The following is a 15979-nucleotide window of genomic DNA, read 5'->3' as shown; positions in this document are numbered from 1 at the left end:
AGAAATCATCGGGTGGGACGTTGCCCTATCCCGCGACGGCGCTATAAAGTTCGCGCAATGCGTCCACAGTGGCCTCGGTAAACGCTCGCAGATCGGCATCCGTATGCGCGGCAGACAGGAAGATCGGCTCTTCAAGCGACGGCGCAAGCAGGAAGCCAGCGTCGCGCAAGCGCCGATGGAATCGCGTGAAAGTCTCGTAGTCCTGAGTTTTTACGTCGCGGTAGTCTTTCAGTGGCTCGCTACTATCCCTGAACGCGATGCCAAGCACCGACCCAACCCGGCTAACCCGGAACGGAATCCGATGCCCGGCGAATCCGCTGGTCAGTTGCTGCTCGACCCACGCGCCCTTTGCTTCGAGCTGGTCGTAGAAGCCCGGACGGGAAAGCACCTTCAGCGTGGCGATTCCGGCTGCCGTCGTCAGGGGATTGCCCGCAAACGTGCCCGATTGAAAGACCCCGCCGCCGGCAGCCACCTGGGAGAGGTAGAGGGCCTTGCCGGCGAATGCCCCCACGGGCGTCCCACCTCCTATGATCTTTCCAAATGTGGTCAGATCCGGATCGATGCCAAACAGGTTGCTGACGCCACCGAAATTAAAGCGGAACCCGGATACCACCTCGTCGAAGATCAGTAGCGCGCCGTACTGATGCGTAATATCCCGCAAGGATTTGATAAAGCCCGGGCGCGATTTCACGAAGCCCATGTTGGTCGAATGCGGCTCGACCAGCACTGCTGCAATGGAATCTCCATGCTCGCTGAATATCTTCGCCACTTCCTCTTCATCGTTATATTCCGCAAGCAGGACGTCCCGGTTCGCATTATGCGTAATACCCCGGCTGACGCTTTTCAAACTCGACTCGCCCTGTTGAAGATTCAGCGGACTGGCAAGCAGCGCATCCGAGTGACCGTGATACGAGCCGCGAAACTTGAGAATGAGGTTCCGTCCCGTATGACTACGCGCAATGCGTGTGGCGGTCATGACCGCCTCCGTGCCGCTGCACACGAAGCGAATCGCTTCGATAGCGGACGTGCTGGCGACGATCCGCTCGGCCAGTTCATACTCTGCTTCGGTCGACAACCCGTATGACGTGCCGCGCTTCGCTTGCTGTCCGATTGCGTCCGCCACTTCCGGATGCGCATGACCCAGGATCAGCGCGCCGAAGCCGTTGAGGAAGTCGACGTACTCTTTCCCGTCAACGTCGATCACGCGCGAGCCTCGGGCCTCACGTGCCGCGAGCGGATCGCCCCCAACCAGCTGAAACGAACGCAGCGGTGAATTGACACCGTCCGGGATGCTGTTCCTGCCGCGTGCGAATAATGCTGCTGAACTAGACCTGCCACTCATGATGTACTCCTAAAAAATATTTAGATATACCAGATCGTGATTTACTCGCATTGATCGTTCTCTTTCACAGCCACGCATATACCAGCCCGTCTACTCTAGGTCAGGATATATCGATGTCAAGTTTAAAAACGCCTTGAAAACCTGGATATATGTGCTGTACTTAGCCTTGCTTTCGCAAGCAACACGTCCTTAAAAAATCATCGCGCATTCATTGGTTATTTATATTCAGGTATACGAATCTGTATACCTGTTTCGAAATCGTCGAAGTTGTTTACATTCACCCAAACCCGTTCGGGTTGTTAAACGAGGAGCATCGATTATGGACATGAGCGTTTACTTCGACCGGCAGCATCTGGTGCAGCATAGTTACGCCACGACGGAAGACTTCAAGGTCCGGTCGGACGCCTGGGAGTCGCTGGCGAGTCGATCCATCTCTGAGTGGTATGTGGACCAGCTAAAGGACCTGAAATTCAGCAACGTGCTGGATGCCGGATGCGGTCTCGGCAGGTTCAGTTATGCGCTTGCCCGTTCCCGTCCGCTTGACGTGACTGCCATCGACATCGCCGACGCCATGGTTGAAGCAGCGCGCGAGCGAATCGACCCCGTGCCGGGAAAACATCGGTTCCTGCAGACGTCCATTGAAGACGCGCCGTTCGATGACGGCAGCTTCGACCTGATCCTGGCGAACCTGGTGCTGTTCCATGTCCCCGATATCAAGGGCGCATTCGACAAGCTTGCCCGCCTGCTAAAGTCCGGCGGCCACATTGCGTTGCTCACGCCCGACTTCGACTGGATGAGCGAACTCAACCGCTTTCAGGATCATGCGCTCCTGAAACTCGGCTTTGCGCACGACCATGCCGCTCTTACCGCACCGGGCACCAATCGCTTTTGCGATGCGAACATCCTGCTCCATGCGCCCAGCAAGCTCGAATTGATCCGCAAACCCTGGTTCGACGGAACCATGGACTTCCCCGACATCGACGCCCTGCTCAACTTCTACACCCATACGATGCGGTACCGGAATGTCGCCCTGCGGCTCGGCGACGATTCCTTGCGTAATGCCGTCCGCGATGTCGTCGAGGCGCACCTCGCGCGAACCGGCTCGCTCAAGGTCTCGAGCAGCCTCTATCTGTACGTGTTCAGGAAACACTAATTTTTCTGCTGCGCCGCTGCGCGAGCGGAGCACCCCGTGCTGCAGCGGCTTTCTTTTCAATGCCACAAGGAGGCGTCCCGAACGACGCACCCGACAGGAGGTGATGCCCGATGGTTTCCGAGCCTACGCCGAACTATGAGGTCTTTGCGCTGCGCTACGCGGTTCAGCACGACCGCACTGCCAGGGAGAACTATCTCTTCTACGACGGACACGATGCTCCTATGCCGCAGGACTATTTCATCTGGGCTATCCGCGCAGGAGAACGCGTGATCGTGGTCGATACCGGCTTCGCCGAGGACATGGCGGTCAAGCGCAAGCGCACGTTCCTGCGAACGCCCGTGGCCGCGCTGGCAAAGATAGGCATTGACGCGTCGTCGGTGCGTGACGTTGTGATCACGCACATGCACTATGACCACGCGGGTAATCTCGGTCAGTTTCCGCGCGCAGTGTTTCATTTGCAGGACAGTGAGATGGAATACTGCACCGGGCGGTGCATGTGCCACGATCTGCTGCGACGCCCGTTCGAGGTGGAGGATGTGCTGTCCGCGGTGCGGCACCTGTACGAAGGACGCATCGTGTTTCACGATGGCGACGCCGAACTGCTTCCGGGCGTGACGCTGCATCTGATCGGCGGTCATACGTTGGGACAGCAGGTGGTTCGCGTCAACACAAAGCGCGGTCAGGTCGTTCTGGCGAGCGACGGTGCGCACTACTGGTCCAACATCCGCGAACGCAAGCCCTTTCCACTCGTCGCCAATGTGGCCCTGATGCTCGAAGGGTACGCGCGCATCGACGCCCTCGCCGATGGGCCCGACCACGTCATTCCCGGGCACGATCCCGCCGTGCTGAGCCGCTTTCCCACCTTGCCTGACGATCGCGATATCGCGCTGCTTCACGAACTGCCGCTGAACCGGGAATCGCCCCTCGGCGCCGACTTGAAGCCGGCAGTAGAGACATCGCCGGAAGCCGTGCAATGAAGCCCATCACACTCACCATTATCGGCATGGGTCCACGTGGCCTCAGCGTCCTCGAGCGTGTCGCCCATTTCGTGCACATCCTCGGCTGGCGCGACGCGATCCGTGTCGAGCTAGTCGATCCGGGCGAATGCGGCCAGGGCACGCACTATGACACCCAGCCGCCGCATCTGCTCACCAACACGCTGGCTAACCAGGTCACCATCTTCCCGCCCGACAGCGTCGCGGGAGGCGCCAACGCACCGTCCTTCATCGACTGGGCGCGCCAGGCCGGATACCGGCATTTCGACGGGGCGTTCTATCCCACCGGGTCGTCGCATGGCGAAGAGATCGGCGAACAGCACTACCTTCCGCGCTATCTGCTCGGCAGGTACTTCTCCGCTGCCTTCGATCTCGTGGTGAAAACGCTTCCTCGCAACGTCTCGGTGCATCATCACCGGCGTGCTGCGCGAGACGTCACCGCCGCAACCGAAGGCGGTTTCAGCGTCCATGTCGATGGTGGCGCAACATTCCACACCGACTACCTCATCCTCACGACGGGACATGGAAAACGCAAGTACGACGGGACGGACGCAGACCACGCCGAGTTCGTACGGGCGTACGCCAGCTCGAACGACAAGCTCGATTTCTTTCCAGGAGCTTATCCCGTCGAGCAGCTTGGACGGATCTCACCGGACGCAACCGTTGCGATACAGGGGATTGGCCTCACCGCACACGACGTCATCTCGCACCTTACTGTCGGCAGGGGCGGCCGATTCGTCCGGCGTGCAGGAAAGTCGCACTACGAACGGTCTGGGCGGGAACCTGCCATCCTGCTGTTCTCCCGCAGCGGCCTGCCGTTTTCCGCCCGGGCTGTGAATCAGAAGGGTGCGGCCGGACGCTATATCCCGCACTTCTTCACCGTCAGCGCGATAGCGGCGCTCCGTGAGCGCGCGCTGGCGTTGCGCGGCAATACCCAGATCGACTTTGTCAACGAGGTCATGCCGCTGGTGATGGCCGATATGGCCTATGCAAGGCATGTTGCCTTATCCGGCTCGGCGCCTCCTCCCGAGCAGTTCGTGTTCGACGATGCCGCGCGGGCCGCCATCCAGGCGATCCTCGATCCGATCGGCGCCCGCACCTTCTCCGATCTGGCTGATTTCCGCCGCTTCTTTCGGCAGTTTCTCCTCGACGATCTCGCCGAGGTCGAAAAGGGTAATGTAAAAAGCCCGCTCAAAGCGGCAACCGATGTCCTGCGTGACGTACGCGAGCAATTCAGACGAGCGGCTGAATATCGTGGTTTCACCCCCGACTCGGACAAGGTGTTCAGCGGGCAGTTCGTGAACACGCTCAACCGCATCGTCTTCGGGCCGCCCAGGCACAGAAACCTTGAGCTGCTGACGCTGCTCGATCAGGGTGTGATCGAGATTGCCGGCGGTCCCGGCGCCGCCGTCTTTCCCCAGCGGGATCGTGCACAGTTCGCAATCGAAACCGCGTTCGGCACGCAGACGGAACGGCGCTACGCGGACGTTCTGGTGATTTCGCGCATCGACGTATTCAGCCCCGAACGGGATCAGTCTGAACTGGTTGCGAATCTCGTTTCACGGGGACTCATACGCAGCTACCGCAACGGACCGTACCACCCAGGCGGAATCGATATCAGCCCGTCCAACAATGTTATCGGGCAAGAGGGGAACGTGAACCCACGATTGTGGGCCATCGGCTATCCGGTAGAAGGGCCTCACTACTACACCCAGGAGCTGCCGCGCCCGGGCAGGAAATCACGCCTGACCCTCGACGCGGAGATCTGCGTACAAGGCATTTTCCAGTTGCTGGGCGCAGGCGATGTTGCGGGAGAAACTGCCCCGGCGGCCACACACGCATCCACTGCCCCGGTTGTCGGGTGAGTCCTCAATAGCCGACCGGCAACCCAGAGAACAAGGAGGCAATCCATGATCGTTCAGGAAGGCAGACTTATCCCCTTCGTCGAGTACCTCGAACGCGCGCGACCGCAGCGCGAGCGACCCGTGATCTGGCACAGCCGCGACATCTGGGCGGCAGCAAACGAGCACGGCGGACACGCGAGAGGGTCCGTTGCATTGACGCGCGACAGCGCAGCCGATAAGACCGCAATCGCTCCGGGCCTGTCCCTGACAGCCCAGATCGTCGAGCCGGGCACGCATGCACCGGTGCATAGCCATTCGTTCTGGCATCTGTACTTTGTTCAACGAGGCGAAGGACATATCGCGATCGATAGCGAGCGGGACCTGCAGTCCCTGCATACGGGCGACTGGCTGTTCGTGCCCGCATGGTGCGTTCACGCCATCGACAACCGCGCAGGTACGGTGCCGCTGGAGTTGATCGTCTTGCAGAACCTGCCGCAAAACGCTGCGCTCGGCAATCTCGCTCGCGCGGATCAAGACAAGCCGATACAGTTGACTTATTCGGCTTCCTGACTAACACAGGGGAACACGTCATGGAGTTGTACTCGTTCTTCAGATCAACAGCTTCCTTCCGTGTGCGGATTGCTCTCGCGTTAAAGGGCCTGTCCTATCGCACGATATCGATCAACCTGCTGAGGGAGGACGGCGAGAATAACAGCCCCTCCTATGGCAAGGTCAATCCTCAGCACCTCGTCCCGTCCCTCGTGACTGACGACGGTTACACGCTGATTCAATCAGGCGCTATCTGCGAATATCTCGAAGAGCGCTATCCGTCGCCCCCCTTGCTTCCGCGAGGCGCGGAAGCAAGGGCATACGTTCGAGCCCTGATGGCCGCCGCTGCCTGCGACATCCACCCTTTGCACGCGATACGCGTGACAAAATATCTCGAGCGCCAGCTTCATATCGACGCCGAAAGCCGCAAGGCATGGACCCAACACTGGATACTGGAAGGACTCCAGGCAATCGACGCAATCCTGGAACGGTCCGGCCTGACCGGCGCCTATTGCTACGGGGATACAGCGACGCTCGCTGACGCATTCATTGTTCCCCAGTTCGTCAGCGCGCTGGCTAATGGCGTTTCGCTGGAGTCGTTAAGCGTTCTCCCGCGCATTGCCCAACACTGCCTCGAGCATGCCGCTTTCCAGGCTGCGTTGCCGCAAAACCAGCCGGGTGCGAACCCTGTAGCGCCAGCACAGGTACGCGCATGACGGCGCTTCCACGTGGTGGCACGCTGGTTATCGGCGCTGGCCCGGAGATGCACAGCGGTCTCACAAGCGCGGTGACGTCGGCAGGTACGGCGCAGATCATTTCCGCCAAGCTGTTCGACGGTCTATTGTCATACGACGAACATTTCGGCCCGCAGCCGCAATTGGCGACGAGCTGGGACATCGCCGAAGACGGGCTGTCCCTGACGCTTCATCTGCGTCGCGGCGTAACCTGGCATGACGGGAAACCCTTTACGTCCCGAGACGTCGCCTTCTCCGCGATGGAAGTCTGGAAAAAGTATCACAGCCGGGGACGCACTACTTTTGCAAACGTGGTGTCGGTCGATACGCCGGATTCGTTGACAGCAGTCTTGCGCCTCAGTCAGCCCGCACCGTACCTGCTGGGTGCGCTGACGTCTTCACTCGAAGCCCAGGTGATCCCTGAACATATCTATGCGGGTACCGATGTGAGGACCCACCCCGCGAACGCCGCGCCGATCGGCACGGGGCCATTCCGATTCGTTCGCTGGGAACCCGGCGACCATGTATTGCTTGAACGAAACCCCGACTATTGGGACGCTCCGCGACCATGGCTCGACAAGCTTCTGTTCCGGTTTATCGCGGATCCCGCTGCGACAAGTTCGGCGCTTGAGAACGGTGAACTGCATCTGGCCGACGACTACGGCGTCAGCTTCCCGAACATCGCGCGCTTGTCCCGCGATCCCAACCTTGTTGTGACCAGCCATCCCTCAACGTATAACACGTGGGTGGCCGCATTCGAATTTAACCTGGACCGCCCGATCTTTAAGGATCTCCGCGTGCGACAGGCGTTTGCTCACGCATTCGATCGGGACGTCATCGTCAAGGATATCTGGCACGGCCATGCCGAAGCGACCGAAACACCGATTCCGCCGGCGTTTCCCGCTTTCCACTCCGATGCCGTACCGCGTTATGCATTCGACCTCGCGAGAGCCGAAGCCCTTCTGGAAGCAGCGGGATTCAAGCGCGATGCGCTCGGCGTGCGCCTCACGCTCACCGCCTATCCTGAGCCTACGGGCGCACTTGGCGTATTGGCCGTGCATCTACGCGAGAACCTCCGCAAAATTGGCGTGTGCGTCCAGATCCACACATCGGACTTCGGCAATTTCGTCGACCGTACCTATACAGCGCGAGATTTCGACACCGTCTTTTATAGCGCGAACGCGGGTCCCGATCCGGCAATCGGTGTTCAGCGCTTCTACTGGTCGAAGAACTTCAAGCGAGGCGTGGCATTTTCGAATGCGTCGAACTACCGGAACGCTGAGGTTGACCGCCTGCTCGAGGAAGGGCAAACCGAAACCGATCCAAAGCGGCGCCGCGCCATCTACGCAGAATTCCAGCGCATCGTGCAGACAGACCTGCCGAGAATTCCACTGCTCGCACCGCACACGGTCACGGTGGCCCGGTGCGAAGTCCTTAATTTCGGCGGTAACCAGGTACTCCTCGGTAATTTTTCCGACCTTGCACTGGCGCGCTGAGTGCCGTCAGGATAGTTCACGCAAGATGAACGTCCTTGATAAAGGTGGCGATGCGCCAGATCCACGCCTTTCAGCACTTCATTGCACTGCTTTGTGGATGAGGATGTTCCGGCCGACGATTCGCACTGAGCGCCGCACGCCCGGCGTTACCCCGCAGCAATGCGTTGGAGGGGGCATGGATATGGCTGCACAACACGTTTCGATAGTGCCGTTCCAGCGGATTACGCCGGGCGAGGCCGTGGTTGCCTGCCAATTCGATCGCGAGTTCCACGACCCGCACGGCGTTGTCGATGACAACATGCTTGACGACACCGGATAGCGCGTCTGGAGCATCGCCTGCGTCGAAGTGTTCGGCGTGACTTCGCATCAACCAGTCGTTGGTGGCGAGCAGAACCTCGATGTGTCCGACGACTTCCTGCACCGTCGGCAAACTCGCCAGCGAGGCGCCACCCAGCGAACTCGGGCGGCGCTCGTTGAGAAACTCGATCAGCCAGTTGCGCGCCGCCCGCGCCGCACCGTCGTAGACAGCGCCCACCAGGCTGAAATACCAGGTGGCTCCGTGAGCGTCCCGCTGCAATCCGAGTCGGGCAGGCTTGAGCGCGACAACGTCGGCAATCGGAATCGTCACGTTCTCAAGAACAACATCGTGACTCGCCGTGGCGCGCATGCCGATCGGATCCCACGTTTCCACAACCCGTACGCCCTCGGCGTTGCCGGGCACGAGAAAATGGCCCAGACGAGGCTCATCCTCATCGGTTCGCGCCAGTACGTTGATCCACGAGAGCAGCGGCACACCGGTGACGTAAATCTTGTGACCTGAAATCCGCCACTGGCTCCCAACCCGTCGTGCGATCGTGTCCGGCAGACCGCCGTGCGAGGGCGATCCCAGCGCCGGCTCAACCTGCGCCGCGTTGATCAGCGACTGACCTTCGACGGATTCGCGGCTCAAACGCCGCGCAAGATGCGCGGGCCAGTCGTCAGAACCCACGCGTTCGGATCGTACGATAGCCGCGTGCTGGCTGTAGTGCATTGACAGGATGAGGGCCACGGCAGGATCCCCGAGGGCCACGGCGCCAACGACGGCCGATGCCACGGCGAGACCCGCCCCGTATCCGCCATCCGACTCGGCGACGGTGAGTCGTAATAGCCCGGCCGCCTGCAAGGCATCGAACTGGTGCGCGGGCGGCTCGCCCGTGAGGTCATGCTCAGCCGCACTGTTGCCAAACAGGCGGCCAAGCTCCCCCGCCTTTTCGATCAATACGTCGTGCGCGGGGGTAGCGCGCGCCAATGGCAGCACGCTCATCGTGTGGCCTGCGCCTCTCATCGCTGCAACCACAGATCGGCGAAGCTACCGGCCGTACCATCGGGCGAAACCGTATGCTCGTGCACCGCCTGCGAGTACACCGTCACGGACTGCGTCACCATAAGATTGATGTCCGGCAGATCGTGTTCGAGAATCCGCTGGATCTGAAAGAACAACTGCTTTCTCCTGCTCTCGTCGGTTTCCTGTGCGACCTCCGCAAACAGTTGGTCGATCTGTGGATTGCTGTAATGCGAGCCATTGGTAAAAGGCACACCGCGCCGGAAACTTTCGGTGGTGTAGAGCCGGGCAACGCCCGCCACCGGATCGAACAGATTGCTCATCACATTGACGGTAAAGTCGAAGTCGCGGTCGCTATAGACCCGCTTCAGATAAGCAGGCAAATCCTGGTTGCGCACGGTGACCGCAATGCCCACGCGTGACAGCGCGGCTTTCACGTACGCGGCCGTGCGGACCGGAAGATCGCCCATTGGCAATGGGTCGAGCGTCAGGGCGAAGCGCGTGCCATCGGCCTTGCGTGGGTAGCCGGCTTCGTCCAGCAGCGAATTGGCACGCTCGACGTTGTAGGGATAGGGATTGGGTGCAGGATCGTAATACGGACTACTGGGAATAATCGGGCTCGCAACCGGCACGGCATAGCCATAAGCGACCACCTTACGGATCACGTCCCGGTCCAGAGCCGATGCGATGGCCTGTCGCACCGTCAGGTTCCTGAGGTAAGCGTTGTCCAGGTTGAACTCGATACGGGTCGGGCCGGCCGCGAAATCGTAACCCCGCGTCTCGATCCCCAGCTTCGACTGCGCCCTTAACCGGGCGAGATCCGATAACGGTACCGGCGTATCGCCGCCCAGATCTACCGCTCCCGTTTCGAATGCGACCGTCCGCGCGGCGGGGTCGTCGATGATCTTGACGATAATCCGGTCGATCCGCGGTTTGCCCTTGCCCCAATAATTGTCGTTACGTGCATATTCAATGTAGCTCCCGCGCACCCATTTGACGAAGCGGAAAGGGCCTGTGCCAATCGGGGCGTTGTTGGCCGGATTGGAACCCACCTCGGAGCCGTCATAGAGATGCTTCGGGATAATCGGTGTTTCGGATGCGGAAAACGCTTTGATCAGATACGGCGCAGGCTTCGACAGCACAATCGCGACGGTGTATGGATCCGGCGTCTCAATGTCAGTGACCTTCGCGAAGGTGACCTTTGCGCGCGGATGAACGGCCCTGAGCGTCTGAAGAGAGAACGCGACGTCAGCGGAAGTAAACGGCTGGCCGTCGTGCCATTTGACGCCATGACGCAGGTGGAACACGTATTGGCGGCCGTCGTCGCGAACCTCCCATGAGGTTGCTAGCGACGGCTTCGGTTGCAGGTTCAGGTCGTAGTCGAGCAGCCCTTCAGTGACCTTCGGGCTGACCTTGAGAACATTGATAGCCGTGGTGGTCAGATCGACCAGTGCTGTCGGCTCAGGCGTCACGACGAAATTGAGTGTCCCTCCGCGTACCTGTGCGACGGCTTCCTGCCCCACCTGTGCCAGCGTCAGTGCCAACACGATCCACAGCACGCTCCTGAGATATTTGAATCCACCACTCTGCGACGTATTGATGATCATTTTTTTCGAAGTGCGAAGATATATTGCCGTGTCTAGACCAGCACGGGTTGAGATACCTGCCGACGTCTGAGAGCAGCGGCAAGCGGTGCGGGATCGACCCATTGGTCGAAATCAAAGTCCGCGGGAATGAAGCCCCACCTGAACAGGAAAGTCTTGAAGTCAGCGAGTGCCGCGAGTGCGTCCGGATCGAGTCCAATCGTCAATTGACGATGCAGGTTCGCACCATATGCGTGCTGCACCCAATGCTCGGCGCTGCGCGTCTCACGGGCGATATAGGCGGTCACTTCGTCCGGATTCGCCTGTGCCCAATCACCCGTCGCCAATGTGCGGGACAGGACACGCTCCACCAGATCGGGCCGTTCGCGTAGCAGTTGGGCATCCACGGTAAGCGGGCGCGGCGTACCGTTGTTGGCGTGTGCCTGGCGATTGGTTTGTGCGCCGATTTCAACGAGGATTCTTGCGTCGAGCAGATTGGCGATGTCGAGCCCCGTAGCACCCTTGACAAAGACGATATCAGCCTCTCCCCGCAACAAGGCCTGAGCCTCGCGCGCAAACTCATGGGTGCGCTGACTCGCCAGCCACTCGCCAATTGGCGCTTCGTCCGGCGGCTTGACGTCCTCCAGTCCACGAGGGGTGTGCGGTAAATCGACGAGATCGATGCCGTTAAACGGCACATCTGCCGCGTCAAGTAACGATGAAATGCCACGCAAAGCGGTTGCCCGATGAAAGTCCACCACGCTCGAATGTGTATTGCGCGGCAACCCGAAGCGGCGCCTGGCGATTGCGGCAGGTGCCAGGGTAAGGTCTCTGTCGAGCGTAATCAGCGCCTGGAATTCATCAACCCAGCTAAGCCCGATCAGGCGCGTATCGCTGCCTTGTGCGCGCGCCCACAACGCGGGAATGTTGCCGCCTTGCCGGAATGACCACGGCTGGCTGTGCGTGAAATGCGAGCGCCGGATCAACACGTCGTCCGCGTCCTGCAGTGCCTTGATATCGATACCGTCCGCAGCAAACTCTTCCTGTAGCCAACCCTTTTGCACCGTGATGCCAAAGGGCGTGGGGGCCGGGCAGCGTGTGTACCAGATGCGGCTCATAACTCTCACCGTTCGTTAGTGTGGGTGTCGATCTCTTCGGGCGATCCTTGCGGATCAATTTCGCTGGAGCATGTCGTGAATCAATAGGAACATGAAGCTTCGATCGGCTATTTCAGTCATAACAAATAAGGATACCGAATGGCATCCGGCGAGTTTTCAGGTTATGCGCATGGGGTAATTTGCAAATGTAGTTTTGTTGTTTGCAGTTTTTTCTTAACGATGAATCGCCCCCGAAGGACTTGACGATTGACCTCGTCGACTGCTATGACACGTAAATGCACAACCTGACATGGAGAACAACATGATCGTAGAAATGCGCATCTATCACTGCTTGCCCACGCGCCTGCCGGCGTTGCTCGACCGCTTTACCTCGATAACGCTCGGTTTCTTCGAGAAATACGGCATCGAGCAGATCGGCTTCTGGACGACGCTGATCGGCCCGAGCAATCACACGCTGACCTACATGGTGAAGTGGGAGAACCTCGCGGAGCGCGAGCAGAAGTGGAACGCATTCCAGGCGGACGCGGAGTGGATCGCGAAGCGCATCGCAACCGAAGCGGAAAGGCCGATTGTCGAGCGAGTCGAAAATTACTTTCTGACGCCGACGGACTTTTCTGCATTGCGGTAGGAGACGTATGCCATAACGCAATCGAAGCGCCGCTCAAGGATAGACCGGTCTGTTCAATTATTTTCCGCAGTAGTATTCTTGTCACGGATGTTCTTACTTAATTGAACTGACAACACGACCATGACCGCCAAGAAGCAGGATATCGTCAGAACAGCGACACGCCTTTTTTCCATGGACGGCTATCACGCGGTAGGTATGGACCGGATCATTGAAGAATCCGGTGTGGCGAAGATGACCATGTACCGGCACTTTCCGTCGAAGGTCGACCTCGTATCCGAAGTATTGGCTCAAAGAATGCAGCAATCGCTCGCTTCGCTAACCGATGCTGTGAATAAAAAATCGGATCCGATGGACAAGATTCGCGAAGTGTTCGCGTGGCATGAACGGTGGTTCAAGACGAGAGACTTTACGGGTTGCATGTTCACTGGAGCATTTTCCGAGTTCCGCTCTCAACCTGGGGAGATCATGCGTATCACGATTGCCCAGAAGACCGGCCTTCGGCTTTTCATCAAGAACCTGCTGCTGGACATAGCGCGGCGCCCAGCAGCGGAACTGATGGCCCGACAGATGGTGATGCTGCTGGATGGCGCCATTCTGTCGGCGATGGCCGGCGACAGAAAAACCGCGGCGAGTGAAGCGTGGGACGCCGCTGAAAGACTGATTGCCACGGAAAGCAAGCCCGTAGCGCCTCTGCGATAGACGAACAGGCCCACCAACGAATGCGCGCTTGCCGGCGCATCGGATCCGGTGAATGGGATAATCGTGGCTACCCGTACCGAGGCAGCGTAACCAGGAATGTTGAACTCGTAGATATTCCTGGAAACTTTACTGCAAATCCGCATGAGCCACACCCTCGCTACGGCGTGCCAACAAGAAATCGAAATCCGCAAGAGCCGCTTCATCGCCCACGCAATCCCCGTCGCGGACCGCGATGCGGCGATGGCCGAACTGCGCCGTCTGCGTGAAGAGCATCCCACCGCCACGCACGTCTGCTGGGCGTTGCTGGCGGGCGGCCAGTCCGGCATGTCGGACGATGGCGAACCGTCCGGCACCGCCGGCAGGCCGATACTCGAAGTGCTGCGGCATCACGACCTAGACGGCGTGCTAGCGGCCGTGGTGCGCTACTACGGTGGGGTAAAACTCGGTGCGGGTGGTTTGGTGCGCGCCTATACAGACGCGATTGCCCGCGTGCTGCAGGACGCGCCGCGCGTCGAACGGATTGCCCAGACCTTGCTGACGGTGCAAATCGCGTATCCCGACGAGGCGCGCGTGCGCCGCTGGATTGAACAGGAGGGCTACACGCTCGCCAATAGCGGCTACGAAATGGAAGTGCGCCTGACGGTCACCATGCCCGTCACGGCCGTGCAAGGGGCACGTGAGGCGCTGCGGGATATGACGCAGGGGCGCGCGGTGTTTCCGGAAGAAGACTGAAGCGCGCGGGCTAGCCTGGCCGACACGCAAGCCCCAAAAGAAACGGAGCCGCCCGATACGAAATCGGCACGGCCCCTCGCGCGTTCATTCACCAGCCGCCGGCATTCAATGCGTCGCCACGAGCTCCGGCTTGGCCCGCTTGCCCACGGCATCCGCCTGCGCATCTTCGAGAATCATCTCGGCGCCCTTCTCCGCCACCATCATCGTCGGCGCATTGATATTGCCGGACGTGATGTTCGGGAAGATGGAGGCATCGACCACCCGCAAAGCCGTCAGCCCATGCACGCGCAAGCGCTCGTCGACCACTGACGTCTGCACGTCCGCCCCCATCGCGCACGATCCGCACAGGTGATAGATCGAGCCCGACTGCTCGCGGAAGTACTGCAGGAAGCCATCGCGCGTGTTGACCTGCGGCCCCGGCGAAATCTCCTCCACCGTGATGCCCCGCAGCGCGGACGTTGCCATCACCTTGCGCACCAGCTCACACCCCTGGATGACCTCGTCGATATCCTTCTCCGTGGTCAGCGCGTTGATGCGAATCCTGGCGGCATCTTCGACCCGGTTCGAAGCAATCTCAATCGAACCGCGGCTCGTCGGCCGGCAGGGATTGAAGGCCAGCAAGAAGCCCGAATACGGTTCCGGCTCGAGGCTCGCCTTGTTGCTCTTCGGAATCCGGTACGACAGCGGATTGAAATAGAGCTGCAGGTTAGGCTCCACCTGCTGATCGTTGCCCTTAAAGAAGCCGCCCGACTGGTTCACGCTCATCGCGAGCGGCCCCTTGCGCGTCAGCAGGTACTGCAGGCCCAGCTTGAGCTTGCCAAGCAATGGCCGCATTTCATCGTTCAACGTCTTCACGTTGGCGCGATAGTAGAAACTCACGCACAGGTGGTCCTGCAGATTCTGCCCTACCGCCGGCAGTTCATGCACGAGCGGAATGCGATGCTGCGCGAGCAGCGCCTTGTCGCCCACACCGGACAGTTGCAGAAGCTTCGGCGTATCCACCGCGCCTGCCGCGAGAATCACCTCGCGGTTCGCGGTGAAGGTGCGCGCGCCGCCGTTCTGCTTGACCACTACGCCCGTCGCGCGCTTGTTGCCGTCGAACAGCACCTGGCTCACCAGCACTTCACGTTCGACCGTCAGATTCTGGCGGTCCAGCACCGGATGCAGATATTCGAAGCTGCTCGACGAACGCTGCCCATTGCGCGTGCTCACGTCGTATATGCCCGAGCCTTCGAACTGCGCGCCGTTAAAGTCCTGAGTGCGCTGATACCCGGCCTGCTCGCACCCCTTGAGGAACACGTGGCAGATCGGATGCACGGCGTCCTTCATCGGCGAAATGCGAATCGGGCCATCGGCGCCGTGATACTCGGTGTTGCCCAACGGATGCGACTCGAGCTTGCGGAAATACGGCAGCACGTCCTTGAACGACCAGCCCTTGTTGCCGGCGGCAGCCCAGTCGTCGAAATCGTGCGGCTGACCCCGCACGAAGATCATCGCGTTGATCGAACCGGAGCCGCCCTGGACTTTACCGCGCGGGCAATAGATCGGCCGGTTGTCGAGTTCCTTTTCGGGCTCGCTGTAATACATCCAGTTATAGGTTTCGTTGTAGTACGTCTTGGTGAAACCCACTGGAATCTTGAACCAGAACGAGCTGTCCTTGCCGCCCGCTTCGAGCAGCAGCACGGAATGCTGGCCCGACGCCGTCAGGCGATTGGCGAGGATGCAGCCCGCAGAGCCCGCGCCGACAATAATGTAGTCGTAGTTCATGGTCTATCTCGCCCGACG

General features: G+C 60.0%; 14 protein-coding genes. 9 read left to right on the top strand and 5 right to left on the bottom strand.

Going from position 1 to position 15979, the window contains the following annotated elements:
- Positions 1 to 25: 25 nt before the first annotated feature.
- On the bottom strand, positions 26 to 1342 hold the full coding sequence (locus tag BUS12_RS04300; protein ID WP_074294397.1) for an aspartate aminotransferase family protein: 1317 nt from the start codon (positions 1340 to 1342) through the stop codon (positions 26 to 28).
- 319 nt (positions 1343 to 1661) lie between these two features.
- Between BUS12_RS04300 and BUS12_RS04295 the strand changes: the two genes are divergently transcribed.
- The 6 genes from BUS12_RS04295 to BUS12_RS04270 all read left to right on the top strand — a co-directional run bounded on the left by BUS12_RS04295 (position 1662) and on the right by BUS12_RS04270 (position 8113).
- Entirely contained in the window at positions 1662 to 2495 is an 834-nt protein-coding gene (locus BUS12_RS04295) for a class I SAM-dependent methyltransferase (RefSeq protein ID WP_074294396.1), read from the top strand.
- A 110-nt stretch (positions 2496 to 2605) separates the two neighbouring features.
- Positions 2606 to 3472: an N-acyl homoserine lactonase family protein gene (locus tag BUS12_RS04290; protein WP_074294395.1), complete on the top strand. Its 867-nt coding sequence runs from the start codon at positions 2606 to 2608 to the stop codon at positions 3470 to 3472.
- Positions 3469 to 5355 (top strand): FAD/NAD(P)-binding protein, encoded by a 1887-nt coding sequence (locus BUS12_RS04285; RefSeq protein ID WP_074294394.1) that lies wholly within the window; start codon positions 3469 to 3471, stop codon positions 5353 to 5355. Before BUS12_RS04290 ends, BUS12_RS04285 begins: the two co-directional genes overlap by 4 nt.
- Positions 5356 to 5400: 45 nt before the next feature.
- A complete protein-coding gene (locus BUS12_RS04280) occupies positions 5401 to 5904 on the top strand; it encodes a cupin domain-containing protein (RefSeq protein ID WP_074294393.1) in 504 nt (167 codons plus the stop codon).
- 20 nt (positions 5905 to 5924) lie between these two features.
- A complete protein-coding gene (gene maiA / locus BUS12_RS04275; RefSeq protein ID WP_074294392.1) occupies positions 5925 to 6599 on the top strand; it encodes a maleylacetoacetate isomerase in 675 nt (224 codons plus the stop codon).
- A complete protein-coding gene (locus tag BUS12_RS04270) occupies positions 6596 to 8113 on the top strand; it encodes an ABC transporter substrate-binding protein (RefSeq protein ID WP_074294391.1) in 1518 nt (505 codons plus the stop codon). The genes maiA and BUS12_RS04270 overlap by 4 nt, the downstream gene beginning before the upstream one ends.
- A 70-nt stretch (positions 8114 to 8183) precedes the next feature.
- Here the strand turns inward: BUS12_RS04270 and BUS12_RS04265 are convergent, their stop codons facing one another.
- Genes BUS12_RS04265 through BUS12_RS04255 form a run of 3 tightly spaced genes read right to left on the bottom strand, consistent with a single transcriptional unit; the run spans position 8184 to position 12135 of the window.
- Complete coding sequence (locus BUS12_RS04265; RefSeq protein WP_074294390.1) at positions 8184 to 9416, bottom strand: acyl-CoA dehydrogenase family protein; 1233 nt, start codon at positions 9414 to 9416, stop codon at positions 8184 to 8186.
- 17 nt (positions 9417 to 9433) lie between these two features.
- The gene (locus BUS12_RS04260) at positions 9434 to 11041 is read right to left on the bottom strand and encodes an ABC transporter substrate-binding protein (protein ID WP_074294389.1); all 1608 of its coding nucleotides are present in this window, start codon (positions 11039 to 11041) and stop codon (positions 9434 to 9436) included.
- Positions 11042 to 11073: 32 nt separating this feature from the next.
- Positions 11074 to 12135 (bottom strand): ABC transporter substrate-binding protein, encoded by a 1062-nt coding sequence (locus BUS12_RS04255; RefSeq protein WP_074294388.1) that lies wholly within the window; start codon positions 12133 to 12135, stop codon positions 11074 to 11076.
- A 301-nt stretch (positions 12136 to 12436) separates the two neighbouring features.
- Here BUS12_RS04255 and BUS12_RS04250 point away from each other — a divergent pair, with 301 nt between their 5' ends.
- The 3 genes from BUS12_RS04250 to BUS12_RS04240 all read left to right on the top strand — a co-directional run bounded on the left by BUS12_RS04250 (position 12437) and on the right by BUS12_RS04240 (position 14194).
- On the top strand, positions 12437 to 12763 hold the full coding sequence (locus tag BUS12_RS04250; RefSeq protein WP_074297075.1) for an NIPSNAP family protein: 327 nt from the start codon (positions 12437 to 12439) through the stop codon (positions 12761 to 12763).
- A 120-nt stretch (positions 12764 to 12883) separates the two neighbouring features.
- The gene (locus BUS12_RS04245) at positions 12884 to 13462 is read left to right on the top strand and encodes a TetR/AcrR family transcriptional regulator (protein WP_074294387.1); all 579 of its coding nucleotides are present in this window, start codon (positions 12884 to 12886) and stop codon (positions 13460 to 13462) included.
- A 141-nt stretch (positions 13463 to 13603) separates the two neighbouring features.
- The gene (locus tag BUS12_RS04240) at positions 13604 to 14194 is read left to right on the top strand and encodes an IMPACT family protein (protein WP_074294386.1); all 591 of its coding nucleotides are present in this window, start codon (positions 13604 to 13606) and stop codon (positions 14192 to 14194) included.
- 105 nt (positions 14195 to 14299) lie between these two features.
- Here BUS12_RS04240 and BUS12_RS04235 read toward each other — a convergent pair whose 3' ends face one another.
- Positions 14300 to 15961: a GMC family oxidoreductase gene (locus BUS12_RS04235; RefSeq protein ID WP_074294385.1), complete on the bottom strand. Its 1662-nt coding sequence runs from the start codon at positions 15959 to 15961 to the stop codon at positions 14300 to 14302.
- Between the last annotated feature and the right edge of the window lie 18 nt (positions 15962 to 15979).

The organism is Paraburkholderia phenazinium (genome assembly GCF_900142845.1).
Taxonomy (GTDB): Bacteria; Pseudomonadota; Gammaproteobacteria; order Burkholderiales; family Burkholderiaceae; genus Paraburkholderia; species Paraburkholderia phenazinium_A.
The sequence above is the reverse complement of the archived record's forward strand: the minus strand, read 5'-3'. Positions and strand labels throughout refer to the sequence as shown.

Coding starts and splice junctions, on each gene's coding strand:
- BUS12_RS04250 (WP_074297075.1), top strand. CDS start 12,437: ATGATCGTAGAAATGCGCATCTATCACTGCTTGCCCACGCGCCTGCCG.
- BUS12_RS04280 (WP_074294393.1), top strand. CDS start 5,401: ATGATCGTTCAGGAAGGCAGACTTATCCCCTTCGTCGAGTACCTCGAA.
- BUS12_RS04290 (WP_074294395.1), top strand. CDS start 2,606: ATGGTTTCCGAGCCTACGCCGAACTATGAGGTCTTTGCGCTGCGCTAC.
- BUS12_RS04255 (WP_074294388.1), bottom strand. CDS start 12,135: ATGAGCCGCATCTGGTACACACGCTGCCCGGCCCCCACGCCCTTTGGC.
- BUS12_RS04265 (WP_074294390.1), bottom strand. CDS start 9,416: ATGAGCGTGCTGCCATTGGCGCGCGCTACCCCCGCGCACGACGTATTG.
- BUS12_RS04300 (WP_074294397.1), bottom strand. CDS start 1,342: ATGAGTGGCAGGTCTAGTTCAGCAGCATTATTCGCACGCGGCAGGAAC.
- BUS12_RS04245 (WP_074294387.1), top strand. CDS start 12,884: ATGACCGCCAAGAAGCAGGATATCGTCAGAACAGCGACACGCCTTTTT.
- BUS12_RS04295 (WP_074294396.1), top strand. CDS start 1,662: ATGGACATGAGCGTTTACTTCGACCGGCAGCATCTGGTGCAGCATAGT.
- BUS12_RS04240 (WP_074294386.1), top strand. CDS start 13,604: ATGAGCCACACCCTCGCTACGGCGTGCCAACAAGAAATCGAAATCCGC.
- BUS12_RS04270 (WP_074294391.1), top strand. CDS start 6,596: ATGACGGCGCTTCCACGTGGTGGCACGCTGGTTATCGGCGCTGGCCCG.
- BUS12_RS04285 (WP_074294394.1), top strand. CDS start 3,469: ATGAAGCCCATCACACTCACCATTATCGGCATGGGTCCACGTGGCCTC.
- maiA (WP_074294392.1), top strand. CDS start 5,925: ATGGAGTTGTACTCGTTCTTCAGATCAACAGCTTCCTTCCGTGTGCGG.
- BUS12_RS04235 (WP_074294385.1), bottom strand. CDS start 15,961: ATGAACTACGACTACATTATTGTCGGCGCGGGCTCTGCGGGCTGCATC.
- BUS12_RS04260 (WP_074294389.1), bottom strand. CDS start 11,041: ATGATCATCAATACGTCGCAGAGTGGTGGATTCAAATATCTCAGGAGC.